The following is a 23,924-nucleotide window of genomic DNA, read 5'->3' on the forward strand; positions in this document are numbered from 1 at the left end:
ACGGGAACCTCAGGGACAGACGCCTGTCCCAGCGCAGTGGCCGGGAGTTCCCCCGGCCATGCCCACGGATGATCAGGAACGCCACAGGATGTCCGATACCCCGCTTCCCCGCCTCAAGGGCGGTCTCTTCGCCCTGATCGGCATCGCGCTGCTCGCTGCGATGGCCATACAGACCTCTTCCCGCGTGGGATTCCTGCAGTCGGCCCTGGAGGCAGACGGCAGCGTCGTCGCGCTCAATGCCGGCGGCTCCCACCCGGAAATCGAATTCACCGACGGCACCGGTACGCGCATCTCCTACCCCCAAGGGGGCTGGATCTACGGCTACCAGGTCGGCATGCCGGTGAAGGTGCACTACCAGGCCGACGCTCCGGCCACCTCGGCCGTGGTCGATGACTTCGGCGCTCTCTGGGGCACCTCGGCCTTCCTCGGCCTGCTGGGCTCCATCTTCACGGTCACCGGATTGATGACCCTCTTCAGGCGTCCCCGCTACGACATCGCCTGAGCCGCACAAGGAAGCCGCAATGCCCAAAATGCCCATCCCCCTGCCCGTCAACCCGAGCCGCTGGGGCTATGTCACCGCCAGTGGCGGTGGCCTGACGGTCGCCTTCGTCGCCGGCGGTGGCGGCTCCATCACCTTGCGTTCGCCCTCGGGGGAGAACGTCGCCCTGCGCTATGGCGGCCTCGGTGCCGGCGTGGGCTTCGGCGCCAAGCTGCCGCGCTTCGGCAAGGTGGATATCAAGATCAAGGGCAAGAGCATCGGCGGTGCCGGTGCGGCGGAAGCCTTCCCCAGTGACGGCGCGGTCTTCGTCGCCGACGACCTGGTGGACCGCGACCTCACCCGTGACGACATCACCGGGCCCTGCATGTACGTGGAGATCGGCGCAGGCGTCGCCGTCGGCGTATCCGGCACGGCCATGCTGTTCGGCCTCGATGCCAAGCTGCTGGCCGCGGTGATGCTGATGAACGCCAGCCCGGTGACCAGCCTCACCGTCTCGCCGATGCTGACCCGCCAACTGATGCAGTCGGCGCGCGGCGCCCTGCTGATGGGTGGCGCCAACCTGGGCATCCAGGCCGGTGCCGGCGGTGCGGTCTATATCGGCGCGCTGTTCTGATCCGCGTCTAACGCCTCAGCGCAACTGGCTGTCCTTGCTGCCCCGGCGGTTATAGCCCGCGTGGCTGGACTGCTCGCGGTCGTGCTCGCTCTGGCAGGTGATGCACAGGCGCACGCCCGGTACGGCTTCGCGCCGTGCCTGGGGGATGATGGCGTCGCATTCTTCGCAGTGCGTCAGGCTCTCGCCCTTGGGCAGCTGGCTGCGCGCCCGCTGGATGGCGTCTTCGATGGTGCTGTCGATCTGTTCCTGTACGGCACCGTCTCCCGCCCAACCACTGGCCATGTCGACCTCCCGATCTCATTCCGCTCACAGGAAGGTTATGGGGGCGGCGGGCGGCCTTTTGCAAGGCCGCGGGCCGGTGGGCGACAAGTGGAGGTCGTTCCGGGCTATTCCTTCACGTCCATGTATTCCCGCGCCCAGATGATGTAGTCCTCGGGCAGGGTGTACTTGTGGGTCAGCTCGGTGGCGCTCAGCTCGGAGGCGGCGGAGTCGATCTGGCGCTGCTCGCGCAGGCAGTCGTAGGTGGCCTTGATGGCGGCGAAGTAGGCCGCATGGCCGTTGACCACGATGCGCACGCCAAGGTCGGCCAGGCGCTGGTTGTCACGCAGTTGCGGGTTGCCATAGGTGACCAGCATCAGCGGCACGCTGAGGTGCGAGGCAATGGTTTCCAGGTGCTCGAAGTCGGTGACGCCGACCATGCAGATGCCATCGGCGCCGGCGGCCTGGTAGGCCTTGGTGCGGGTGATCACTTCCTCGGTGGTCAGCACGCCGGCGTGGGTCCGGGCGATGATCGCCAGGTCCGGGTCGACGCGGGCTTCCAGGGCCGCGCGAATCTTGCCGACGCCTTCCTCGACGCTGATCAGGTCGGTGGACTTGCGCCCGAACTGGGCCGGCAGCAGCGTGTCCTCGATGGTCAGCGCGGCGATGCCGGCACGCTCCAGCTCGACCACGGTGCGCATCACGTTCAGTGCGTTGCCGTAGCCGTGGTCGGCGTCGGCGATCACCGGCAGGCGGCTGACGCGACCGATACGCACGGCCTGCTCGACGAACTCGCTGAGGGTGATCAGCGCGAAGTCGGGGGCGGCCAGTACCTGCAGCGAGGCGACCGAGCCACCGAGGATGCCGACTTCGAAGCCGAGGTCGGCGGCGATGCGGGCGGACATGGGGTCGAAGACGGACGCGGTGTGATAGCAGGTCTTCGAGTTCAACAGCGCACGAAAGGCCGTGCGCAATTCATGGTGGGAAGCTCTTCTCATTGGGAACATCCAGACTGCATGCAAGGTTGATCGAGGAGAAGGATGCAAGTATCGCACCCCTGGTCACATCGACCGGTCCGTCGGGCAGACGGGTGGCGTCATTCTAAGGGATCATTCTTTCAATTCGCTTTGCGCGGCACCTCGCCCCGCTGTCGGTCCATGTCGGAGCAGCCGCACGTGCTGGAACTCATTCCCTACCTGAGCCTCTTTCTTGTCGCCTTCGGCGCCGCCACCCTGCTGCCGCTGCAATCGGAAGCGGTGCTGGCCGGGCTGCTGCTCGCGGGTGGCCAGCCGGTGTGGGCGTTGCTACTGGTGGCGACGCTGGGCAACGTGCTCGGCTCCCTGGTGAACTGGGTGCTCGGCCGGTTCCTGGCGGACTTCCGCCACAAGAAGTGGTTTCCCGTGTCCGAATCCGCCATCGAGCGGGCGCAGGCCACTTATCGCCGCTACGGGCGCTGGACCCTGTTGCTGTCGTGGCTGCCGGTGATCGGCGACCCGCTGACCCTGGTGGCCGGGCTGATGCGCGAGTCGCCCTGGGTGTTCCTGCTGCTGGTGACCCTGGCCAAGGCCGGCCGCTACCTGGCGGTGGCGGCGCTGACCCTGGGCCTGGCCTGAGGCTATTTCTTCTTCAGGCAGTCGCTGAGGAAGGCCTTGCGCTCGTCGCCCTTGAGGGCCTTTTCGCTGGCGGTCTTGTTGCAGCTGATCATCTTCTCCTGCTGGGTGGCCTTGAGGCAGTTGCTCATGAAGGCCTTGCGCGTGTCGCCCTTGAGTTCCTGGGCCGTGGCGTCGGCGTTGCAGCTCTTCATCTTCTCCTGCTGGGTCGCGGCGAAACCCTGGCTGGCGGCCAGCAGCGCGAGTACGAGCAGGGGCAGGCGGATCGACTTCATGGGCGGTCTCCCGGGTGGTCCATGGGGGGATGACGAAGCGTCAGCTGGAGTCTAGCCACTGCGACGAACTGCGCCTCGCCGCCTGAGCAAAGCGCCTTCGGCTCGCGTACACTGCGCGGCCGTTTTTTCCACCGGACTTCTCGCGCCATGAGCAATCTCACCGCAGCCCGTGCCCTGGACATCGACTTCGGCACCTCCAACTCCACCGTCGGCTGGTGGCGCCCGGACGTGGAGCCGCTGATCGCACTGGAAGACGGCAAGATCACCCTGCCCTCGGTGATCTTCTTCAACATCGAAGAACGCCGACCGGTCTATGGCCGCCTGGCCCTGCACGAATACCTTGAAGGCTACGAAGGCCGCCTGATGCGCTCACTGAAGAGCCTGCTGGGCTCCACGCTGCTGAAGAGCGAGACCACCGTCCTGGGCAGCGCCATGCCCTTCAAGGACCTGCTGGGCCTGTTCATCGGCGAGCTGAAGAAGCGCGCCGAGGCGCTCGCAGGCCATGAGTTCGACCAGGTGGTGCTGGGCCGCCCGGTGTTCTTCGTCGACGACGACCCGGCCGCCGACCAGGAAGCCCAGGCGACCCTGGTGGCCGTGGCCAACAAGCTCGGCTTCAAGGACGTCTCCTTCCAGTTCGAACCCATCGCCGCCGCCTTCGACTACGAGCGCAGCATCGAGCGCGAAGAGCTGGTGCTGATCGTCGACATCGGCGGGGGGACGTCCGACTTCTCCCTGGTGCGCCTGTCCCCCGAGCGTCGCGACGTGGCCGACCGCCAGGGCGACATCCTCGCCACCGGCGGCGTGCACGTGGGCGGTACCGACTTCGACAAGCAGCTCAGCCTGCAAGGCGTGATGCCGCAGTTCGGCTACGGCAGCCGCATGAAGAGCGATGCCCTCATGCCCACCAGCTACCACCTCAACCTCGCCACCTGGCACACCATCAACGCCGTCTATGCGCAGAAGTCGCAGCTGTCGCTGAAGAACATGCGCTACGACATCGTCGACACCCGCGGCATCGACCGCCTGTTCCGCCTGATCGAGCAACGCGCCGGGCACTGGCTGGCGATGCAGGTGGAAGACAGCAAGATCGAGCTGACCGAAGCGCGTCACCGCGTGATCGACCTCGAACGCATCGAGCCGGGCCTGCGCGTGGAACTGACCCGCCACCTGTTCGAAGACGCCATCGAGCCGTTGCTGCAGCGCATCCGTGACAGCGTCACACGCCTGCTGGCCGATGCCGGCATCGGCGTGGAACAGGTGGACACGGTGTTCTTCACCGGCGGCTCCAGCGGCATCCCCGCCCTGCGTGACAGCGTCGCCGCCCTGCTGCCCAATGCCCGCCATGTCGAAGGCAACACCTTCGGCAGCATCGGCAGCGGCCTGGCCATCGAGGCGCGCAAACGCTACGGCTGAGCCGGGCGTCGGGCGCCCCACGACGTTCGTGCGGCGCCCCTGGCGGCGACCCCGCCGCTGGATTACCTTCGCCGGCATCGCCCACCTGCGGAGCCCCGCCATGAAACGCCTGCTGACCTGCCTCCCCTTCCTCCTGCTCGCCGGCTGCGGCCTCGGCGAAACCGCCGCCACCGGTGCGGCCCAGGCCAAGCTGCAAGCCGAGCAGGCGCAGCAGGCCCAGCAGCAGATGGACCAGCTCAAGCAGCAGATCGACCAGGCCAACGCCGTCAACCAGCAGCGCCTGCAGGATGCCGAGAAGGCCGCCCAGTAGCCCGGGGCGACAAATTCTTCGAACTCGTCTGGCCATTCGCCACTCAGAAGTCGTGACGGCTTCAACGGCCACTACGAGGAAAACCACCATGTACAAGGAAACGCTCGCGGCAGTGTTCGTGCTGGCATCGGTAGCCGGTTGCAGCACCAAGTTCGAGAACCCCACCGACTACGTCACCTACCGCCATGAACCCCTGGTGGAAAAGGTCGAGGACGGCATGACCAAGGACCAGGTGCTGACCATCGGCGGCCCGCCTTCCACTGAAATCCAGCGCACCGTGCACCCCGGCACCTGCAACAACTACGTGCTGAACAAGGAGGGCCACCAGCAGCCCTACTACGTCAGCTTCAGCGATGCCGGCCGAGTCGACAGCAAGGGCTTCATGACCTGCGAGCAATGGCAGAAACACGAAGCCGAGGCGGCGAAGATCTGATCCGTTGCGGCGCCCGGATCACCGGGCGCCGCAGTGGCCAAATGCCAGAATTGCCAACCCACGCACAGCCCCGGCGCAAATAAATAGCGAACCGGCACGCCTCGCTGATGTCCAAGCGCTGTTATTTACAGCGGATCATCGAGGACCATCAGCATGTTCAAGCGCGCGCTCCTGCTCGCGGCCGCTCTGGGCTCGGTGTCCGGTTGCGCCAGCAAGATCGAGAACCCCACCGACTACATCACCTACCGCAACGAACCCCTGGTGCGGCAGGTGGAAGAAGGCATGGCCAAGGAGCAGGTACAGGCCATCGGCGGGCGCCCCTCCTCCATCGTCCAGCGCAGCGTGCACCCCGGCTCCTGCAACAACTACATCCTCAATCACGAGGGCCACCAGCAGGCCTACCACGTCAGCTTCGGCGCCAGTGGCCGTGTCCAGCACATGGGCTTCATGACCTGCAGGCAGCGCGAAAACGTCGAGCGCGATCGCCTGGACTGACGCCCCGGCCGCGCAGATTTCCTAAACTTTTCCCGCTGCGTATCACTCACATCCCAGGTAGGGCCCACGACGCCACCGGCCGCCAGAGCCAGGCACCCGGGCCTGATTAGCCAAGGAGAACCCTGATGAGTGATGTGCAACTGACCGATGTGAACACCCTGCGTCAGCGCGCCCGGCAGAACGTGCTGGACGGCGCCGTGACCGAGGGCTACCACGCTGACCGCGCCACCGTGCTGCGCCTGCTCAACGAGTCGCTGGCCACCGAGCTGGTCTGCTACCTGCGCTACAAGCGCCACTACTACATGGCCACCGGGCTCAAGGCGAGCATCGCTGCCAGCGAATTCCTCGAACACGCCCAGCAGGAACAGCAGCATGCCGACCGCCTGGCCGAACGCATCGTGCAACTGGGTGGCGAACCGGACTTCAACCCCGCCGGCCTGGAAGCCCGCTCCCATGCCCAATACGTCGCCGGAGAAAACCTGCGCGAGATGGTCACCGAAGACCTGATCGCCGAGCGCATCGCCGTCGACAGCTATCGCGAGATCATCCAGTACCTCGGCGACAAGGACCCGACCACCCGCCGCCTGTTCGAAGAAATCCTCGAGCAGGAGGAAGAACACGCCGACGACATGGCCGATATCCTCGCCGACCTGAAGTAACCCCTCCCCCACCCCGTCGCCCGGGCTTCAGCCCGGGTCACGGGCACCCCGCCAGCCCGCGCACTAACTTCGCAACCGGGTAGCCCGGGCTTCAGTCCGGGAGTCACGAGCATCCGCTATTCCGCGCACGCGCCTCCCGTAGGTTGGGTAGAGGCACGAAACCCAACGCAGCGATGCCAGACAACCCGCGTTGGGCCTCGCTACGCTCGGCGCCAACCTACGTGAATTCCCAACCCGCACCGGAGCGCGGCTTCAATTGGCCTTGCGCATCTTCTCCAGCAGCGGCGTGCAGGTGTTGGTGACATCGCCTCCGCCGCTCGGCGCGACCAGGGCCAGCAGCCCGGCGGCCGGGGCCACCACGGCGCCCAGCACCACCATGCCGGCGCCACGGGCGATCAGCGGCACCGCCTTGACTCCTGCATCCGGCTTCTTGAAGGTGCCGCGCACATAGAGCGGCGAGCGCAGGGAGAAAATGCGCACGCCCTTGGATTCCGGGGTGACGGTCATGTCCAGGCGCTCGCTGGCGAGGTTGGCCGAACCGTCGATCTGGATCAGCGCGTTCTCGGTATCGAAGATGAACACCCGTGGCGTCACCAGGCCCTTGGTCAGCTTGAGGTCGGCAGCGGCGCAGTTGATCTTCACCTCGTCGTCGCCGAACAGCTTGCCCACCAGGTAGTTGCCCACGTTGAGCCCGGCGATCTCCATCAGCCCACGGCTCACCGCACCGTCGTTGATCAACAGCTTGAGGTTGCCGTTGGCGCTGCCCAGCAAAGCCGCTACCGAGTTGCCGGTGCCCGCCAGGTCGGCGTCACCATTGAGCTCGCCGAAGCTGGTGCGCATGGGCTCGAAGGTGGGGAACAGCTGCTTGAGCTTGAAGTGCCGCGCGCTGAGCCGGGCACTGCCCTGCAGGGGCACGCTGCTGCCATCCAGGCGGATGGTGGAGTCCAGGCTGCCGCCGGCCATGCCGAAGCGCAGGGGCTCCAGGCTCAGCTTGCCGTCGTTGAGCACCACGTGGGTGTCGAGGTCATTGAAGGGCAGCTTGTCGCTGTGGACGATGCGCTTGCCGGTGAAGCGCACGTCGGCATCCATCTGCCGCCAGCGCTCGGTGCGGAACTCCTCCACCGGGAGCACCTTGTCCGCCGGCTGCTTGCTGGCCACGCCGCGCTCCTTCTTCTCGGCATTGGAGTCGGCACCGATCAGCGGCGCCAGGTCGGCGAAGCGCAGCTGGTTGGAGGTCAGCGCACCGGACAGCTTGGGCCGGGGCTGGCGGGCGACGAAGTGCAGGTCGCCATGGATGTCGCTGTCGCCAATGGCACCGTTGAAGCCCTGGTAATGGAACTGTGGGCCCGCCGGGTCCTGCAGCTGCGCCACCAGGCGGCCATCTGTGGAATAGGCCGGCGTATCGGGCAGGGTCACGCCGGTCAGCGGGTAGAGGTTGCCCAGGCTGTTGCCGGCCAGCTTCAGGCGCAGGTCCAGGGCGCCCAGGTGCGTCGGGTCGGTGAGGGTACCGGCCAGGGCGATGCGGGTGGCACCGATGCGCAGGTCGGCCTGCAGGGGGAAGGGCTTGCGCGCGTCCTGGAGCGCCAGCAGCCCGCCGATCTTGCCGCTGCCATCCAGCGCCTGGCCCTTGTAGCTGCCCTTGACCTTCCAGCCGAAGGCGTAGTCCTGGGGCGCGTCGCCCTGCTCCGCCGCCTTGCCGGCGGCCTTCTCGCCAACGATGTCGCTGAAGGGGATCGGCTTGCCCAGCGGGTCCACCAGCACTTCCAGGCGCGTCTGCGTGGGCTGGTCGTCCACCTTCACCTGGCCCTTGTCGAAACCGATGGCGCCGATGTCCAGGGTCCAGGCGGAGGGTTTCTCGTCGGCCTGCTCGGGGGTGCTGGCGAGCTTATCGAAGGTCCAGTTGTTGCTGCCGTCGGCGCGGCGCTTGAGGTCGGCGCGCGGCTCGGTGAGGTCGATGCGCGGGATGGTCACGGTCTTCCACAGCAACGGCAGCGGCGACAGGCTCGCCTCCACGCGCGCGAGGGTGACGAACTGCTGCTCCTTGGCCCATTCGGGGTTGCCCAGGGTCAGGTCCTCGGCCTTAACGTGGGGCCAGGGCACCCAGGCGCGCAGGCCCTCCTCCTCCGGCTCGCGCTGCCACTTCACGCTGAGGTCACCATTGATGGCGAAGGGGCGGCCCAGGGTTTCGGAAACCCGGGCATTGAGCGTCGGCTTGATGCGGTTCCAATCGAAGGTGGCGACGAACACCACCAGCGCGGCCAACAGCAGCACCAGGCTGGCGGTGGTCCAGGCGAGGATCCTGCGTCCACGCGACATGCACTTCTCCTTCTTATGGCGGCATCGGGCCCCTGAGGCGGGTTCGATACACGAGGCTTGTTGATCTATCGACTGGCAAACGCGGCGGATGACTCCGGTAAATACAGGCGGAAATTCACCGGGGCGCGCAGCTTAAACCGCCCAAGGCCCCCTCAGGAAGCGCCATGGAAACAAGCAAACGATTGATTCGAAAGCGCTTTTCCAATCATCACCGGCGTCGATGCCGACTATCGCGAGTGATCACTTTTTAATCGCCTGGCCGTCCGTAACATGGGCCCCGTAGCCACTTGCTACCCCCCACAACCCAGGAGATACCGACATGAAAACCCAAGCCCTCGCCACCCTGTTCCTCACCGGCCTGTTCGCCATCCCGGTCGTCCAATCCGCTGTTTCCTATCCGCTGGTCGCTGAAGGCGAAGGCGCCTACATGGTCATCGACCGCGTCGCCGAGGGCGGTGCAGAGCGCACCCTGAACCGTGTTGCCGAAGGTGGCGCCGAACGTACCCCTGGCTTCCGTGTCGCTGAAGGCGGCGCTGAACGTACCCCTGGCTTCCGTGTCGCTGAAGGCGGCGCCGAACGTACCCCTGGCTTCCGTGTCGCTGAAGGCGGTGCCGAACGCACTCCTGGCTTCCGTGTCGCCGAAGGCGGCGCTGAACGCACTCCTGGCTTCCGTGTCGCCGAAGGCGGCGCTGAACGCACCCCTGGCTTCCGCGTTGCTGAAGGCGGTGCCGAACGCACCCTGAACCGTGTCGCCGAAGGTGGCGCCGAACGCACCCCGGCTTTCCGTGTCGCTGAAGGCGGCGCCGAACGCACCCTGAACCGCGTTGCCGAAGGTGGCTCCGACCGTCTGCTGCAAGCCCACGGCGTGGTCTGACAGCACCCCTGCTTCACCTTGCAGTCAAAGCCCGGCACCGGCCGGGCTTTTTATTGCCCGCCATTCCCCCGCCGCCAACCTGGCACGCCCTGCCCTGATACACACGCGGGTTTCACCCGCCCTACGCCCCCGTCATCGGTAACCGGAACCTGTAGGTCGGGTGCAACCCGACACGCGCGCGCCCATCACTCACCGACTGCCACGGCCCGCATCACCGCCATCGATAAGAAGCCCGCAAAGCCTGTTCCAGGCCTGGGGAGAAGCGCCAAAAACACCTTCAACCCATTGATCTTGAATGGAAAACTCAACCATTAAAGAGATCGATGCTCACTATCGCCCGCCTTCACTTCTGGGCTTTCCGGGGGCTCCGTAACATTGGCTCCGTAGTCACTTACCAGCCCCCCACGAGGAGCCACAGATCATGAAAGCCCATGCCATTGCCGCCCTGTTCCTGACCAGCCTTTCCGCCACCGCCTTTGCCCTGCCCTCCGAGCCGCAACCGGTTCTGGGCGAATCCCGCGACAACAGCGGCTTCATCCAGGTCGTCGAGCCGGTTGCCGAAAACGGCTCCGATCGCACCCCCGGCCTGCGCGTTGCTGAAGGCGGTGCCGAACGCACCCTGAACCGTGTCGCCGAAGGTGGCGCCGAACGTACTCCCGGCTTCCGTGTTGCCGAAGACGGCGCTGATCGCACCCCTGGCTTCCGCGTTGCTGAAGACGGTTCCGATCGCACCCCGGGTTTCCGCGTCGCTGAAGGCGGTGCCGAACGCACCCTGAATCGTGTCGCCGAAGGTGGCGCCGAACGTACCCCGGGCTTCCGCGTTGCCGAAGACGGCGCTGATCGCACCCCGGGCTTCCGCGTCGCTGAAGGCGGTTCCGACCGTACCTCTGGCTTCCGCGCCGTTTGAGGTGGGGTCGCTCACTGAGGCGAAAACCTGCACGCCGCCCGATCGGCACTCCTCCACAGACTGAAAGCCCGGCACACGCCGGGCTTTCGCATTTCTGGGGTCAGGCCGGGACGGCCGCCGGTGGCGAACGGTAGATCCAGATGCGCTTGAGCACGGTGGCGAACTGCGCCGAGAGCCGGCCGCTGTTGTAGACCTGGCCGTAACGCCGGGCTATCTCCCTCACCTCCCGCGACAGGGCGGCATAGCGACGCGCCGGCAGGTCGGGGAACAGGTGGTGCTCGATCTGGTGGCTGAGATTGCCGGTGAGGATATGCAGCAGCGGCCCGCCGGCGAGGTTGCTGGAGCCGCGCAGCTGGCGCAGGTACCACTGGCCTCGGGTCTCGCCTTCCAGCACCTCGGGGGGGAACACCACGGCCTGCTCGGTGAAGTGGCCGCAGAAGATCACGGTGAAGGTCCACAGGTTGCGGATCAGGTTGGCCAGGGCATTGCCCGCCACCACCGCCCAGGCGTTGGCACCCAGCGCCAGCGCGACCAGGGGGAAGAACAGGTAGTCCTTGACCAGCTGGCGCAGCACCTTGGCATTGAACTGGCGCAGGCGCGGGCGCAGCTCATCGCGGCTCATGCGGCCCTTGAAGTACTGGTCCAGGCGCAGGTGCTGCACCGCCACGGAAAACTGGAAGAGCAGCGCCTGCAAGGTCACCCACAACGGCTGCCAGCGGTAGAAGGGCTTCCAGCGCTGCTCGGGAAACAGCCGCACCAGGCCATAGCCGACATCGTCGTCGCGGCCCAGCACATTGGTGTAGGTGTGATGGATGTGGTTGTGGGTGTGCCGCCAGAAATCCCCCGGCCCGACGATGTCCCACTCGTAGCGCTGCCCGGAGAATTCCGGGTCGTTCATCCAGTCGTACTGGCCGTGCATCACGTTGTGGCCCAGTTCCATGTTCTCGAGGATCTTGCCCAGCCCCAGCAGGGCGCTGCCCAGCAGCCAGGTGGGTGGGAACCAGCCGAGCAGCAACAGCAGCCGGCCGGCCCAGCAACAGGCGCGGGTCACGGCACGGATGCGGCGGATGTAGCGGGCGTCCGCCTCTCCCAGGTCGTCCAGGGTGCGCTGGCGCAGGGCGTCCAGCTCGGCGGCGAAGGCCCGCAGCTCTTCAGGGCCCAGTTCTCGGTCGATACGCATCTCGTTCTCGCTCGTGGAGGCGTTGTCGGCATGACGCCGGTTCAGAGGTCGAGCACCAGGTCGCCCTGGGGCGCGCTGACGCACAGGCGGATCGGCTGGCCCGGTTCGGCGGACAGCGCGCCGGTTCGCAAGTCACGCACCGTGCCACTGACCAGCTTGCAGGTGCAGCTGGTGCACACGCCCTGGCGGCAACCGTGGGCCGGGCGCAAGCCATGGGCCTCGGCCTGTTCCAGCAGGTTGTAGCGGCTGTCACCCTGCATCTCGCTGCGCGAGCGGGCGAAGCCCAGGCGCACCTGGCGCGCGGGTTCATCCGGGTTCACCGTCGGCGCACTGAAGGCCTCCAGTTGCAAAGCGCCCCGCCGGGGTTCGGCCTGCCACCATTGGCGCACCCGGGAGACGAAGCCGTGGGGCCCACAGGCCAGCAGGTCGCTGGCGTCGATGTGCTGCACATGGTCCACCTGGAATCGCCCGGCCACCTCGTCGGCCGCCGGCGGCTCGCCGCTTATCGCCCAACGCACGCTGAAATTCGGATGGCGACGCGCCAGGGCCTGGAGCTCCTCGGCGAACGCCCGCTGGCCGCGCTGCCGCACGTAGTGCAGCAGCGTCACCGGCGCCGCGAACCCTTGCGCCAGGGCCTCGCGCAGCAAGCCCAGCAGCGGCGTGAGACCGCTACCAGCCGCCAGCAGCAGCACGCCGTCGGGCCCGTGAGGCCAGCGCAGCTCGCCCTCGGCCTGGCCCATCTCGACCTGCGAGCCGACCTCGAGGAAGTCCAGCAGTCGGTTGGACAGGCGCCCGCCGGGCTGGCGCTTGATCGCCAGCTCCACGCGGCCATCGCCGTGCACGGCGGTCAGGCTGTAGCTGCGCCCCAGGCGTACGCCATCGAGGGTCTGGTGCAGTTGCACATGCTGACCGGGGCGCCAGCCCCGGGCATTGCCGTTGACGCGAAAGGTCAACGCCAGCATGTCGTCCGCGACCCAATGGCGCGCCTCCAGGCGGGCGAAGACCCGGTTGAGACGCAGCAACGGGTGCACGCGGGCCAGGAAGAAATCGACCTCGGCTTCACGCAGCCAGGCACGCTCGGCGAGCACCCGCAAGGGCTTCAGGCCGGGCGCCAGGTGGCGGGCGAGGGACAGGGGAATGAGGGGCATCGACAATACCAGTGAACACTTGTGCACTAGCCTGCATGAGCACCCCGCGCTCAGTCAACAACTGTTCACTGAAAGCGGTTCGCGCCGGCAGGGGGCATTTGCTAGAGTGCGGCGCACCCACACCCCCGCGAACCGGCTCCATGACCCCACGCTCGGAACAGAAACAGCAGACCCGCCAGGCCCTGATGGATGCAGCGCGCCTGCTGATGGACAGCGGCCGCGGGTTCGGCAGCCTGAGCCTGCGCGAAGTCGCCCGCACCGCCGGCATCGTGCCCACCGGCTTCTACCGTCACTTCGCCGACATGGACCAGCTCGGCCTGGCTCTGGTCAGCGAGGTGGGCGAAACCTTCCGCGACACCATCCGCGTGGTCCGCCACAACGAGTTCGAGATGGGCGGGATCATCGACGCCTCGGTGCGCATCTTCCTCGACGCGGTGAAGGCCAATCGCGGCCAGTTCCTGTTCCTCGCCCGCGAGCAGTACGGCGGCTCGCAACCGGTGCGGCAGGCCATCGCCGCACTGCGCGAGCGCATCACCGATGACCTCGCCGCCGACCTCAAGCTGATCAACCGCATGCCGCACCTGGACGACCCGGCGCTGGACGTGGTTTCCGACCTGGTGGTGAAGACGGTGTTCGCCACCCTGCCCGAGCTCATCGATCCGCCCGCCCAGGGCCTGCCCACGCACCTCACCCCCGAGGTGAAAATGATCCAGCAGCTGCGCTTCATCATGGTCGGCGGCAAGCACTGGCAGGGCCTCGGCAAGGCGAAAAGCTGACCGAGCCGACAGCGCGCACCAAAACGGAACAGCGCGCACCAGGACAACGCAGAACCACGCCCCGATAACAGGCAGCCCCTGCCCCAGAGCCCGCGCTGCGGGGCTCTGGGGCGTCTTGGCAAGCACCTTGCTCTAGCACCGGCATTGCACACTGCCGGAACCACCCCATGCTGGTCATCCAGGAAAGAACCGAAGCCCGCACGCGCTGGGACGAAGAACTGCTGCTCACCTATGAGGCGCGCAGCAAGAGCCGCCTGCGCTGCTTCAGCGTCAAGGGTGAAGACGTCGGCCTGTTCCTCGAGCGCGGCCAACCGCCCCTGCGCGATGGCGACTGCCTGCTGGCCCAGGACGGCCGCGTGGTGCGGGTGTGCGCCCGCCCCGAGGCGCTGCTCCACGTCACCTGCGCCAATGCCTTCGAACTGACCCGCGCCGCCTACCACCTGGGCAACCGCCATGTCGCCCTGCAGATCGGTGACGGCTGGCTGCGCCTGCTGGACGACTACGTGCTGCTGGCCATGCTCGAACAGCTCGGCGCCCAGGTCGAACGCATCGAAGCCGGCTTCCAGCCCGAGCACGGTGCGTACGGCGGCGGCCACCACCACTCCCACCACGGCGACGCCGACTTCAACTATGCCCCGCGCCTGCACCAGTTCGGAGTGCGTACGTGAACAACGCCTGGCAACTGCTGCGCCTGGCCAGCCCGCAACTGCCCATCGGTGGCTACAGCTACTCCCAAGGGCTGGAGCTGGCGGTGGACCAGGGCCAGGTGCATGACGCACCGAGCGCCGAACGCTGGATCACCGACCAGCTGCGTCTCAACCTCGCCCGCTTCGAAGCCCCGCTGCTGCTGGCGCTTTGCGAAGCCGCCGCCGAGGAAGACTGGGCCGGCCTCGCGCAACTGGGCGGCTGCCAGCGCGCCAGCCGTGAAACCCGCGAACTGCAGCTGGAAAACCGGCAGATGGGCTACTCGTTGCAGCAGTTGCTCGAAGGCCTGCCCGAGCTGGACGAAGCCGGCCGCAATGCCCTCGCGGCCCTCGACGAACCGGTGCTCGGCGTGGCCTGGGCCCTGGCCGCCCGCGCCTGGAGCATCACCCCGCAGGACGCCCTCGCCGCCTGGCTCTGGGGCTGGCTGGAAAACCAGCTGGCGGTGCTGATGAAAACCCTGCCGCTGGGCCAGCAAGCCGCCCAGCGCCTGACGTCCAGCTTGTTGCCGGCCCTGCAGAAGGCGCAGGAGACGGCCAGCGAGATTCCCGAAAACCAGTGGGGCAGCGCCGCCTTCGGCCTGGCCCTGGCGAGCATGGCGCACGAGCGCCAGTACAGCCGTCTGTTCCGTTCCTAGGAGAGCAACATGCACAGCCAACCCCTGCGCGTCGGCATCGGCGGCCCCGTCGGTTCCGGCAAGACCGCCCTCACCCTGGCCCTCTGCCGCGCCCTGCGCGACCGCTACAACCTGGCCGTGGTGACCAACGACATCTACACCCAGGAAGACGCCCAGTTCCTGGTGCGCAACGAGGCCCTGGACCCCGAGCGCATCATCGGCGTGGAAACCGGTGGCTGCCCCCACACGGCCATCCGCGAAGACGCCTCGATCAACCTCGAAGCTGTCGACCAGCTCAACCGCCGCTTCCCCGGCCTGGAGCTGATCATCGTCGAGTCCGGTGGTGACAATCTCTCCGCCACCTTCAGCCCGGAGCTGTCGGACCTGACCCTCTACGTGATCGACGTCTCCGCCGGCGACAAGCTGCCGCGCAAGGGCGGCCCGGGCATCTGCAAATCCGACCTGCTGGTGATCAACAAGGTCGACCTGGCACCCATGGTCGGCGCCTCCCTCGAGGTGATGGACCGCGACGCCCGCAAAATGCGCGGCGACAAGCCCTTCGTCTTCAGCAACCAGAAGGTCGGCCAGGGTCTCGACGAGATCATCGCCTTCATCGAGAAGCAGGGCCTGCTCGGCGCTGCCTGACCCGCACAACAAGGAGCCACACATGACCCTTCGCAAAGCCCTCTACGCCCTTGCCCTGTTCCTCACCCCGGCGCTGGCGTTCGCCCACCCCGGGCATGATTCCTCGGGCCTGATGGCCGGCGTCGCCCACCCCATCACCGGCCTCGACCACCTGCTGGCCATGCTCGCCGTGGGCCTCTGGGCCGCGCAGCAGCAGGGCGCCGCGCGCTGGGCGCTGCCGGTGACCTTCGTTGGCACCATGTTGCTCGGCGGCCTGCTGGGCTTCGAAGGCCTGCAACTGCCCTTCATGGAAACCGGCATCGCCGCCTCGGTGCTCGCCCTCGGCCTGCTGGTGGCCGTGGCCGTGCGCCCGCCGATGTTCGTCGCCGTCAGCCTGACCGCCCTGTTCGCCCTGGCCCACGGTGTCGCCCACGGCCTGGAGCTGCCCGAGCTGTCCAGCCCCTGGGGCTACGCCGCCGGCTTCGTCGCCGCCACCGCCGCCCTGCACGCCGCCGGCTACGGCCTGGTGCGCGCGCTGCCGCAAGCCGCCGCCCCGCTGGTACGCATCGCCGGCGGCGCCTCCGCCGTGGCCGGCGCCTGGCTGCTGGCGGGCTGAATCCCTGCGTTGCACCGGACGGCCAGGGGCTCCCCCATCCTCCCCTGGCCGGTCGCCCATCGCTGCTCCCCTCGAAGACTCCACCCGCACGAAAGCGCAGCGGCGGGCATCGCCTTGGCGTCACGCTTTTGTCATAGTCCTCGCGTCTGATTCGGCACGCCCGTCCCTCTTCCTCGGAATATCGCCATGCGCTTCGCCCGTTTCCTGCTCGTCCCCCTGCTGCTGGTCGCCATCGCCCTGGTGGTCCTCGTCCTCACCAGCAAACCGGCGTCGCCACCGGCGGTGATCCAGGCGCTGGGCGACAAGCCGCTGGTGATCGCCCACCGGGGCGGGCGCGGGCTGTGGCCGGAAAACACGCTGTTCGCCTTCGAGCGCGCCAGTGCCCTGGGCGTGGACATGCTGGAGATGGACATCCGCCTGACCGCCGACGGCAAGGTGGTCGTCCTGCATGACGCCGACGTGGACCGCACCACCGATGGCAGCGGCCCCATCGCCGGGCTGACCCTGGAACGCGCCCAGGCGCTGGATGCCGGCTACCACTGGACCGCCGACGGCGATGAGAACCACCCGTATCGCGGCCAGGGCATCCGCATCCCGACCCTGGACGCGGTGCTGCAGGCCTTCCCGGAGCAGGCCAAGGTCATCGAGATCAAGGTGCCCGACGTGGGCCTGGAGGATCGCCTCTGCGAGGCGCTGACGGAGGCGAAGCAGCGCGACAAGGTGATAGTCGGCAGCTTCTACGAGCGCAGCCTGAAACGCTTCCGCGACCAGTGCCCGGACGTGGCCACATCGGCCAGCCCGGGCTCGGTGAAACTGCTGGTGGCGCTGAACTGGCTGGGCCTCGGCCGCCTGCTGTCACCCTCCTACCAGGCGCTGCAGATCCCCGAGCGCAGCAGCGGCCTGGAGGTGGCCACGCCGAGCCTGCTGGCCACCGCCATCGACCGCGGCCTCAACGTGCAGATGTGGACCATCAACGAGCAACCGGCCATGCGCCACCTGCTGGACATGGGCGCGCACGGCCTGATCACCGACTATCCGGATCGCGCCCTGCAACTGCTGGGGCGATCCACCCGCATCACTTCGCTGAACGATCAATAGCGAAGCCGGCCCAGGTCTGGCTCACGGGCATCAGCTCCAGGGTGTTGATGTTGATGTGCGCCGGCTGGTTCAGCACCCAGAAGATGGTCTCGGCGATGTCCTGCGGCTGGATCGGCTCGGCGCCGGCGTAGGTCGCGTCGTACTTGGCCTGGTCACCACCGAAGCGCACCAGGGAGAACTCGCTCTCGCACAGTCCCGGCTCGATGTCGGTGACGCGCACGCCGGTGCCGACCAGGTCGTTGCGCAGGTTCAGCGAGAACTGCCGGACGAAGGCCTTGGTGCCGCCATACACGTGGCTGCCCGGATAGGGGTAGCTGCCGGCGATGGACCCCAGGTTGACGATGCCGGCGCCGCGCCCGTGGGCGATCAGCTTCGGCAGCAGCAGGCGCGTGGTGTAGAGCAGGCCCTTGATGTTGGTGTCGACCATGGTGTCCCAGTCATCCAGGCTGCACTTGGGCGCCGGGTCGGTGCCCAGGGCCAGGCCGGCGTTGTTGATCAGGCCACGCAAGGTGCCGAAGCGCTCCGGCAGGCCACCGATGGCCGCCTCCATCGCCGCGCGGTCACGCACGTCGACCACCAGCGGCAGCACCTCGACCTTCTCGCCAAGCTCCTCGGCCAGCGCCTTCAGGCGCTCCTCGCGGCGGCCGGTGATCACCAGCGACCAGCCCGCCTCGGCGAAACGCCGGGCGCAGGCCTCGCCGAAGCCGGAAGTGGCGCCGGTGATGAACAGGGTGGACGTCATGGGAATCTCCTCGAATCGATGGCGGCGGCACGCCCTTCAGGCGTCGCCCGGCCGGTTGGGCAGGAAGGCGTCCACAGTGCCAGAAACCTGCCTCTCTCTCCTAGCCCGGGCGCCGGTTGCCGGACGCGTGCCGCACCGTTCGGCAGAGCCCTTGCCAGGCCTGCATCCGGGCCATCCATACCCAGCTTATCCACAGCTCGATAACAGCTTGATCCACAGTTATCGGGGACAAGCCCGGGCATGGCGCGGACGCCTGCGCAGGCTTTTCCTGTTTTTCTCAAACCCAGCAGCTGCGCCGCTTGCAGGCCAGCGCCCCGGACGGGAATGGCCGATTTTCGACCAGACCGCGCCAGCCCCTGGCGATACTGGCGCCTGGCCAGGACTCCAGAGCTTGCCCACAGAGTTATCCACAGCTCGTGGGGATAACTGCGAGGGCACTTCAAGGGGCATTGGCAAGTAACTGTTCCGCTTGAAAAAAGCATGACTGTACGAATCTCGACCAGACCACCCGGACAACCGCCGGTCCGGCCTGGCAGCCACCTGCCCACACCTTTTCCACAGTTCGCTCCACAGATTTTGTGAGTGGCACGGCTCGGTTCACGGCGCGATGGCCGACCAACCTCGCGCGCCAACCTCGTAGGCTGGTGCCGAGCGCAGCGAGGCCCAACGGCACCATGCCCACCCCGAAACCAGCGCATCACCCAGCACCTGTAGGGGCGAATTCATTCGCCCAGGCAGCACAAAGCGCTGCCCAGAGGCTTCGCGAGCAGAGCTCGCTCCTACAGGGCGTATCCAGGTGTGAGGTGGGAGTGGGATCGAACTCCGTTTGGTGGATGAAAAGAGCGTCATCCACAAAGCCCCTGGATCAGGCGCTAGCCAGCAGCAGGCGTGCCGCCACCAGGTCTTCCAGGGCGTAGCCCACGGACTTGAACAGGGTGATTTCCTCGGCGTTACGCCGGTGGCCACGGCCGTGCAGAAGCTCGCGCAGCTCGGTGCCGATCGCGTCCTCGTCGAGCAGGCCGTCGGCGATGGCGAAGAGCAGGTCGCCGGCTTCCTCCAGGGCTCCCTCGCGGGTGTCGACGACGATGCGCGCGCGGGCCACGGCGGCGGAATCGGTCTCGCGCATGCTCGGCAGGAAGGCGCCCACCAGGTCCAGGTGGGTCCCGGGACGCAGCCAGTCACCCAGCACCAGCGGTGAGCGCGAGGTGGTGACGCAACTGATGGAGTCGGCCTGCTGCACCAAGCTTTGCAGGTCGCCGCCGACCTGCACCGGGTAGCCCTCTTCGCGCAGGGCCGCCACCAGCCGGGCGGACTTGTCGGCGTCACGCCCCCAGATATCCACACGCCGGTAATCACGCACCTGGCAATGGGCACGGACCATGTGCCTGGCCAGGGTGCCATTGCCCACTACCAGCAGGCGCTCGGCGTCTTCGCGCACCAGGTGAGCGGCCGCCAGCGCCGAGGTGCAGGCGGTGCGGCGGGCGGTAAGCTCCGAGGCTTCGAGCACGGCCAGGGGCTGGCCGGTCTCGTCATCGAACAGGGTGAACAACGCCGCCACCGACGGCAGCCCCCGCGCGCCATTGCCGGGGAACACGGTGACCAGCTTGACGCCGACGCCCTGCCCCGCCTGCCACACCGGCATGGTCAGCAGGGACGCCCCCTCCGGCAGCTCATGACAGCCCCGCATCGGCGCCGCGCAAGGTTCGGCGAGGCCTACCCGCAGCGCATCGATCAGGGCGGGATAACCGAGGGCACCGGCGACCTCGGCGTTGGTGAAGAAACGTAGGTGGGACATTCACATTCTCCGAATGAGCCGGAAGCCAGAAGCTGTAAGCCTGAAGCGAGCGGCTCCTACCTCCAGCTTCTGGCGTCCAGCTTCCAGCTGCTTTAGTGCCCCCCCAGATACGCGTTGCGCACGTCCTGGTTGCCGAGCAGTTCCTCGCCCGTGCCGCTCATGCGGATTTCCCCGGTGACCATCACGTAGGCGCGGTCGGAGAGGCGCAGGGCGTGGTTGGCGTTCTGCTCCACCAGGAAGATGGTCATGCCGCTCTTCGCCAGTTCGCGCAGGGTCTGGAAGATCTGCTTGACCACGATGGGCGCGAGCCCGAGCGAGGGTTCGTCGAGCAGCAGCAGGCGGGGACGGCTCATCAGCGCGCGGGCGATGGCGAGCATCTGCTGCTCGCCGCCGGACATGGTCATGGCGCGCTGGTTGCGCCGCTCCTTGAGCCGCGGGAAGAGGTCGAACATGCGCTGCATGTCCTCGTCCGCGTGCTGGGCGCCGATGGGAATGGTGCCCATCAGCAGGTTCTCCTCCACGCTCATGTCGGGGAATACCCGGCGCCCTTCCGGCGACTGCGCGATGCCGTTGGAGGCCACGTAGTGCGAGGACTTGCGCGAGATATCCACACCGCCGTAGAGGATCTCCCCGGCGGCGGCGCGGGGCTGGCCGAAGATCGACATCAGCAGCGTCGACTTGCCCGCGCCGTTGGAGCCGATGAGGCTCACCGTCTCGCCTTCGTTGATGTGCAGGCTGACCTTCTTCAGCGCCTGGATGGGGCCGTAGAAGACGTCGACGTCCTTGAATGCCAGGAGGGGTGCAGTCATGCCACTTCCTCCTCGTCGGCGCCCAGGTAGGCGGCTATCACCTTCGGGTCGTTGCGGATCGCCTCGGGGCCGCCCTGGGCGATCACCACGCCGTGGTCCAGCACCACGATGTGGTCGGAAATGCTCATTACCATGCCCATGTCGTGCTCGATCAGCAGTACGGTCAGTTCGTGTTCGTCGCGCAGCTTGCGGATGATCCGGCTGAGCGCCTCGGTTTCCGCCGGGTTGAGGCCGGCGGCGGGTTCGTCCAGGCAGATCAGTTGCGGCCGCGTGCACATGGCGCGGGCGATCTCCAGGCGGCGCTGCTGGCCGTAGGAGAGTTCACCGGCCAGGCGGTTGGCGCAGTCCACCAGGTCTACCACCTCCAGCCAGTAGAAGGCGTGGTTCAGCGCGTCCTCCTCGGCGCGGCGGAAGCCGGGGGTGTTGAGGATGCCGGCCAGCAGGTTGCGGTTGACCCACATGTGCTGGGCCACCAGCAGGTTCTCCACCACCGACATCTCCCGGAACAGGCGGATGTTCTGGAAGGTGCGCGCCAGCCCGGCGCGGTTCACCAGGTGGGTGCCGCCGAACATCTTGAACCAGACGCGGCTGCCGAACTGCGCCGGGTTGACGAAGTCGGTGGCCTGGAAGGGCTCGCCCAGCACCTTGATCACGTCGGTGCAGGTGCCCCGGGCGTTGAGGCGGATGCTGCCGCCGGTGGCCTTGTAGAAGCCGGTGAGGCAGTTGAACACGGTGGTCTTGCCGGCGCCGTTGGGGCCGATCAGGGCGGAAATGGAATGGCGCTTGATGTCGAGGCTGACGTCGTTGAGCGCCTTGATGCCGCCGAAGTGCATCATCAGGCGTTCGACGCTGAGGATGTTGTCGTCGCTCATGGCGCTACTCCTTTACGCGGTGTGAAGCCGCTGCGGCTGATACGGATCAGCCCGCGCGGCCGCCAGATCATCATCAGCACCATGAGGATGCCGAACAGCAGCACGCGGTAGTCGGCGAAGCTGCGCAGCAGTTCCGGGGCGACGGTGAGGACGAAGGCGGCGATGACCACGCCCACCGTCGACCCCATGCCGCCCAGCACCACGATGGCGAGGATCAGCGCCGACTCGAAGAAGGTGAAGGAGGACGGGTTGACGAAGCCCTGGTAGCTGGCGAAGAACACCCCGGCGAGGCCGGCGGTGGAGGCGCCCAGGGTGAAGGCGGAGAGTTTCACCAGCACGTGGTTGAGGCCCAGGGAACGGCAGGCGATCTCGTCCTCGCGCAGCGCTTCCCAGGCGCGGCCGACGGGCATGCGGGTCAGGCGGTGCTTGATGTAGAGCACCAGCATCACCACCAGGAACAGCACCACGTAGATGAACAGGAACTTCAGGTTGGGGTTGTAGGCGATGCCGAAGAACTCGTGGAACGGCACGCCCCCGTCCTTGGCGCGACGGCCGAACTCCAGGCCGAAGAAGGTCGGCGACGGCACCGGCATGCCGTTGGGGCCGCCGGTGAAGCTCAGCCAGTTGTTGAGCACCAGGCGGATGATCTCGCCGAAGCCCAGGGTGACGATGGCCAGGTAGTCGCCATGCATGCGCAGCACCGGGAAGCCCAGCAACCCGCCCGCCAGCGCCGCGGCCAGGGCCGACAGCGGCAGCACCGACCAGAAGCCCAGCCCCAGGTGCTGGTAGCCGAGCGCGAGGCCGTAGGCGCCGATGGCGTAGAAGGCCACGTAGCCGAGGTCGAGCAGGCCGGCGAGGCCGACCACGATGTTCAGGCCCAGGCCCAGCAGCACATAGATCAGCCCGAGGATGACCACGGTGAGCAGGTACTTGCTGGCGAAGAAGGGGAAGATCACCGCCGCCACCAGGATCAGCGGCAGCACCCAGCGCAGGCTGCTCTTGAAGTCCGGCGCACGCACGTGCACGCCCGAGCCGCTGCTTTCGAAGCGCTCCAGCAGCACGGAGCCACGGGCGCTCTGCAGGTACAGGCTGAGCAGGAAGCGCCCGAGCATGACGATGCCGATCATCCAGCCGACGCGACCGAACTCCAGGTTGAAGCTGTAGCCGTCGAGCACCACGCCGACGATGGGGCCGAAGACGATGAGCGCCAGCAGCCCGGCGAGCACCGTGTCGAGGAGGCTCTTCTTGATATCGATGGGTTTTCTAGCAATGGCAGAGGACATGCTTACACCTTGGCGACATGCGGGCGGCCAAGCAGGCCTTGGGGACGGAAGATCAGGATCAGCACCAGCAGGGAGAAGCTGAAGACGTCCTTGTAGTCGGTGTTGACCATGCCCGAGAACTGCGCCTCGGCGACGCCGAGGATGATCCCGCCGAGCATCGCGCCGGGCAGCGAGCCGATGCCGCCGAGCACCGCCGCGGTGAAGGCCTTGATGCCGATGATGAAGCCGGCATAGAAGTCGAAGGTGCCGTAGTTCATGGTGATCAGCACGCCGGCCAGCGCGGCCATGGCGGCGCCGATGACGAACACGTAGGAGATCACCCGGTCGGTGTTGATGCCGAGGATCGAGGCCATCTTGCGATCCTGCTGGGTGGCGCGGCACATGCGGCCGAGCTTGGTGCGCTGGATCACATAGGTGAGCACGCCCATGCCGAGGAAGGCGGCCACCAGGATGAACACCTTGGTGTAGGTGAGCTGGACGAAGCCGTCACCGACATGGAACTTCAGCGCGCCGTCGAGCAGCGTGGGCACGCCCTGCTGGCGGGCGCCCTGGCTGATCTGCACGTAGTTCTGCAGGATCAGCGACATGCCGATGGCGGAGATCAGGGGCGCCAGGCGCGTGGAGTTGCGCAGGGGCTTGTAGGCGATGCGTTCGATCACGAAACCGTATACGCCGGTCACCGTGATGGTGAACAGCAAGGTGCCGAGGATCAGCAGCGGGAAGGATTCGAGCCCGAAGAACGCCAGCAGCGCCAGGGTGATGGCAGAGAGGTAGGCGGAGATCATGTACACCTCGCCGTGGGCGAAGTTGATCATGCCGATGATGCCGTAAACCATGGTGTAGCCAATGGCGATCAGGCCGTAGACGGACCCGAGGGTCAGGCCGTTGATCAGCTGTTGCAGGAAGATACCGTCCATCATTCAGTCTCGTCTTCTGGGGGACCGGCCTGGGGTTCGGCCAGCCTCCGCGAGTGGAATCAGACGGGTACCACTGAACTGGAT

The 23,924-nt window shown here is 67.1% G+C and carries 28 protein-coding genes; 16 read left to right on the forward strand and 12 right to left on the reverse strand.

The window, feature by feature from the left end; all coding sequences use genetic code 11:
• The first annotated feature begins 88 nt into the window (after nucleotides 1-88).
• The gene (locus tag RTW82_RS06525; RefSeq protein WP_021222401.1) at nucleotides 89-502 is read left to right on the forward strand and encodes a DUF3592 domain-containing protein; all 414 of its coding nucleotides are present in this window, start codon (nucleotides 89-91) and stop codon (nucleotides 500-502) included.
• 19 nt (nucleotides 503-521) lie between these two features.
• Nucleotides 522-1,112, forward strand: a complete 591-nt coding sequence (locus tag RTW82_RS06530) for a hypothetical protein (protein ID WP_043243599.1) — start codon at nucleotides 522-524, stop codon at nucleotides 1,110-1,112.
• 15 nt (nucleotides 1,113-1,127) lie between these two features.
• On the opposite strand, the gene RTW82_RS06535 is transcribed toward RTW82_RS06530, so the two are convergent.
• Complete coding sequence (locus RTW82_RS06535) at nucleotides 1,128-1,394, reverse strand: DksA/TraR family C4-type zinc finger protein (protein WP_184492216.1); 267 nt, start codon at nucleotides 1,392-1,394, stop codon at nucleotides 1,128-1,130.
• Between the two features lie 104 nt (nucleotides 1,395-1,498).
• Entirely contained in the window at nucleotides 1,499-2,368 is an 870-nt protein-coding gene (locus tag RTW82_RS06540) for an oxaloacetate decarboxylase (protein WP_316924599.1), read from the reverse strand.
• Between the two features lie 177 nt (nucleotides 2,369-2,545).
• On the opposite strand from RTW82_RS06540, the gene RTW82_RS06545 reads away from it, so the two are divergent.
• Nucleotides 2,546-2,983, forward strand: coding sequence for a YqaA family protein (locus tag RTW82_RS06545; protein WP_316924600.1), 438 nt, complete (start codon nucleotides 2,546-2,548; stop codon nucleotides 2,981-2,983).
• Nucleotides 2,984-2,985: 2 nt separating this feature from the next.
• Here RTW82_RS06545 and RTW82_RS06550 read toward each other — a convergent pair whose 3' ends face one another.
• Entirely contained in the window at nucleotides 2,986-3,255 is a 270-nt protein-coding gene (locus tag RTW82_RS06550; RefSeq protein ID WP_263404227.1) for a PsiF family protein, read from the reverse strand.
• A 147-nt stretch (nucleotides 3,256-3,402) separates the two neighbouring features.
• Here RTW82_RS06550 and RTW82_RS06555 point away from each other — a divergent pair, with 147 nt between their 5' ends.
• The 5 genes from RTW82_RS06555 (at nucleotide 3,403) to RTW82_RS06575 (ending at nucleotide 6,565) form a co-directional block, all read left to right on the forward strand.
• Complete coding sequence (locus RTW82_RS06555; protein ID WP_316924601.1) at nucleotides 3,403-4,668, forward strand: Hsp70 family protein; 1,266 nt, start codon at nucleotides 3,403-3,405, stop codon at nucleotides 4,666-4,668.
• 100 nt (nucleotides 4,669-4,768) lie between these two features.
• Entirely contained in the window at nucleotides 4,769-4,978 is a 210-nt protein-coding gene (locus RTW82_RS06560; RefSeq protein ID WP_021222409.1) for a hypothetical protein, read from the forward strand.
• A gap of 88 nt (nucleotides 4,979-5,066) precedes the next feature.
• Entirely contained in the window at nucleotides 5,067-5,411 is a 345-nt protein-coding gene (gene osmE / locus RTW82_RS06565) for an osmotically-inducible lipoprotein OsmE (RefSeq protein WP_021222410.1), read from the forward strand.
• 153 nt (nucleotides 5,412-5,564) lie between these two features.
• Nucleotides 5,565-5,906 carry an osmotically-inducible lipoprotein OsmE gene (osmE, locus tag RTW82_RS06570; protein WP_316924602.1) on the forward strand — a complete coding sequence of 114 codons (342 nt, stop codon included), beginning with the start codon at nucleotides 5,565-5,567 and terminating at the stop codon, nucleotides 5,904-5,906.
• 125 nt (nucleotides 5,907-6,031) lie between these two features.
• Nucleotides 6,032-6,565 (forward strand): bacterioferritin, encoded by a 534-nt coding sequence (locus RTW82_RS06575; RefSeq protein WP_021222412.1) that lies wholly within the window; start codon nucleotides 6,032-6,034, stop codon nucleotides 6,563-6,565.
• 252 nt (nucleotides 6,566-6,817) lie between these two features.
• Here the strand turns inward: RTW82_RS06575 and RTW82_RS06580 are convergent, their stop codons facing one another.
• Nucleotides 6,818-8,881 carry an AsmA family protein gene (locus RTW82_RS06580; RefSeq protein ID WP_316924603.1) on the reverse strand — a complete coding sequence of 688 codons (2,064 nt, stop codon included), beginning with the start codon at nucleotides 8,879-8,881 and terminating at the stop codon, nucleotides 6,818-6,820.
• A 319-nt stretch (nucleotides 8,882-9,200) separates the two neighbouring features.
• Here RTW82_RS06580 and RTW82_RS06585 point away from each other — a divergent pair, with 319 nt between their 5' ends.
• Nucleotides 9,201-9,755, forward strand: coding sequence for a hypothetical protein (locus tag RTW82_RS06585; protein WP_316924604.1), 555 nt, complete (start codon nucleotides 9,201-9,203; stop codon nucleotides 9,753-9,755).
• Nucleotides 9,756-10,176: 421 nt separating this feature from the next.
• Nucleotides 10,177-10,662 carry a phage infection protein gene (locus RTW82_RS06590; RefSeq protein ID WP_316924605.1) on the forward strand — a complete coding sequence of 162 codons (486 nt, stop codon included), beginning with the start codon at nucleotides 10,177-10,179 and terminating at the stop codon, nucleotides 10,660-10,662.
• A 100-nt stretch (nucleotides 10,663-10,762) separates the two neighbouring features.
• Here the strand turns inward: RTW82_RS06590 and RTW82_RS06595 are convergent, their stop codons facing one another.
• Both RTW82_RS06595 and RTW82_RS06600 read right to left on the reverse strand, forming a co-directional pair.
• A complete protein-coding gene (locus tag RTW82_RS06595; RefSeq protein WP_316924606.1) occupies nucleotides 10,763-11,842 on the reverse strand; it encodes a fatty acid desaturase in 1,080 nt (359 codons plus the stop codon).
• A gap of 41 nt (nucleotides 11,843-11,883) precedes the next feature.
• Nucleotides 11,884-12,990 (reverse strand): ferredoxin reductase, encoded by a 1,107-nt coding sequence (locus RTW82_RS06600; protein ID WP_316924607.1) that lies wholly within the window; start codon nucleotides 12,988-12,990, stop codon nucleotides 11,884-11,886.
• Between the two features lie 140 nt (nucleotides 12,991-13,130).
• Here RTW82_RS06600 and RTW82_RS06605 point away from each other — a divergent pair, with 140 nt between their 5' ends.
• The 6 genes from RTW82_RS06605 to RTW82_RS06630 all read left to right on the forward strand — a co-directional run bounded on the left by RTW82_RS06605 (nucleotide 13,131) and on the right by RTW82_RS06630 (nucleotide 17,422).
• A complete protein-coding gene (locus RTW82_RS06605) occupies nucleotides 13,131-13,766 on the forward strand; it encodes a TetR family transcriptional regulator (protein ID WP_316924608.1) in 636 nt (211 codons plus the stop codon).
• A gap of 167 nt (nucleotides 13,767-13,933) precedes the next feature.
• Complete coding sequence (gene ureE / locus RTW82_RS06610) at nucleotides 13,934-14,434, forward strand: urease accessory protein UreE (protein ID WP_043243583.1); 501 nt, start codon at nucleotides 13,934-13,936, stop codon at nucleotides 14,432-14,434.
• Nucleotides 14,431-15,105, forward strand: coding sequence for an urease accessory protein UreF (locus RTW82_RS06615; protein WP_316924609.1), 675 nt, complete (start codon nucleotides 14,431-14,433; stop codon nucleotides 15,103-15,105). Before ureE ends, RTW82_RS06615 begins: the two co-directional genes overlap by 4 nt.
• 9 nt (nucleotides 15,106-15,114) lie before the next feature.
• Nucleotides 15,115-15,729: an urease accessory protein UreG gene (ureG, locus tag RTW82_RS06620; RefSeq protein ID WP_021222421.1), complete on the forward strand. Its 615-nt coding sequence runs from the start codon at nucleotides 15,115-15,117 to the stop codon at nucleotides 15,727-15,729.
• A 22-nt stretch (nucleotides 15,730-15,751) separates the two neighbouring features.
• Nucleotides 15,752-16,324, forward strand: coding sequence for a HupE/UreJ family protein (locus tag RTW82_RS06625; RefSeq protein ID WP_316924610.1), 573 nt, complete (start codon nucleotides 15,752-15,754; stop codon nucleotides 16,322-16,324).
• Nucleotides 16,325-16,510: 186 nt separating this feature from the next.
• Nucleotides 16,511-17,422, forward strand: coding sequence for a glycerophosphodiester phosphodiesterase (locus tag RTW82_RS06630; protein WP_173171443.1), 912 nt, complete (start codon nucleotides 16,511-16,513; stop codon nucleotides 17,420-17,422).
• On the opposite strand, the gene RTW82_RS06635 is transcribed toward RTW82_RS06630, so the two are convergent.
• The 6 genes from RTW82_RS06635 to RTW82_RS06660 form a co-directional block, all read right to left on the reverse strand.
• Nucleotides 17,400-18,164 carry an SDR family oxidoreductase gene (locus RTW82_RS06635; RefSeq protein WP_213626527.1) on the reverse strand — a complete coding sequence of 255 codons (765 nt, stop codon included), beginning with the start codon at nucleotides 18,162-18,164 and terminating at the stop codon, nucleotides 17,400-17,402. The two genes, RTW82_RS06630 and RTW82_RS06635, sit on opposite strands and share 23 nt — an antisense overlap.
• A gap of 865 nt (nucleotides 18,165-19,029) precedes the next feature.
• Nucleotides 19,030-19,959, reverse strand: coding sequence for an ornithine cyclodeaminase family protein (locus tag RTW82_RS06640; protein WP_316924611.1), 930 nt, complete (start codon nucleotides 19,957-19,959; stop codon nucleotides 19,030-19,032).
• A 92-nt stretch (nucleotides 19,960-20,051) separates the two neighbouring features.
• Nucleotides 20,052-20,768 (reverse strand): ABC transporter ATP-binding protein, encoded by a 717-nt coding sequence (locus RTW82_RS06645; protein WP_184490512.1) that lies wholly within the window; start codon nucleotides 20,766-20,768, stop codon nucleotides 20,052-20,054.
• The gene (locus RTW82_RS06650) at nucleotides 20,765-21,640 is read right to left on the reverse strand and encodes an ATP-binding cassette domain-containing protein (RefSeq protein ID WP_316924612.1); all 876 of its coding nucleotides are present in this window, start codon (nucleotides 21,638-21,640) and stop codon (nucleotides 20,765-20,767) included. Before RTW82_RS06650 ends, RTW82_RS06645 begins: the two co-directional genes overlap by 4 nt.
• Nucleotides 21,637-22,923: a high-affinity branched-chain amino acid ABC transporter permease LivM gene (gene livM / locus RTW82_RS06655; protein WP_316924613.1), complete on the reverse strand. Its 1,287-nt coding sequence runs from the start codon at nucleotides 22,921-22,923 to the stop codon at nucleotides 21,637-21,639. Before livM ends, RTW82_RS06650 begins: the two co-directional genes overlap by 4 nt.
• A gap of 2 nt (nucleotides 22,924-22,925) precedes the next feature.
• Nucleotides 22,926-23,840: an ABC transporter permease subunit gene (locus RTW82_RS06660; protein WP_316924640.1), complete on the reverse strand. Its 915-nt coding sequence runs from the start codon at nucleotides 23,838-23,840 to the stop codon at nucleotides 22,926-22,928.
• Nucleotides 23,841-23,924: the final 84 nt, after the last annotated feature.

Origin of the sequence: Pseudomonas sp. zfem005 (assembly GCF_032621735.1) — a bacterium.
Classification (GTDB): Bacteria; Pseudomonadota; Gammaproteobacteria; order Pseudomonadales; family Pseudomonadaceae; genus Metapseudomonas; species Metapseudomonas solani.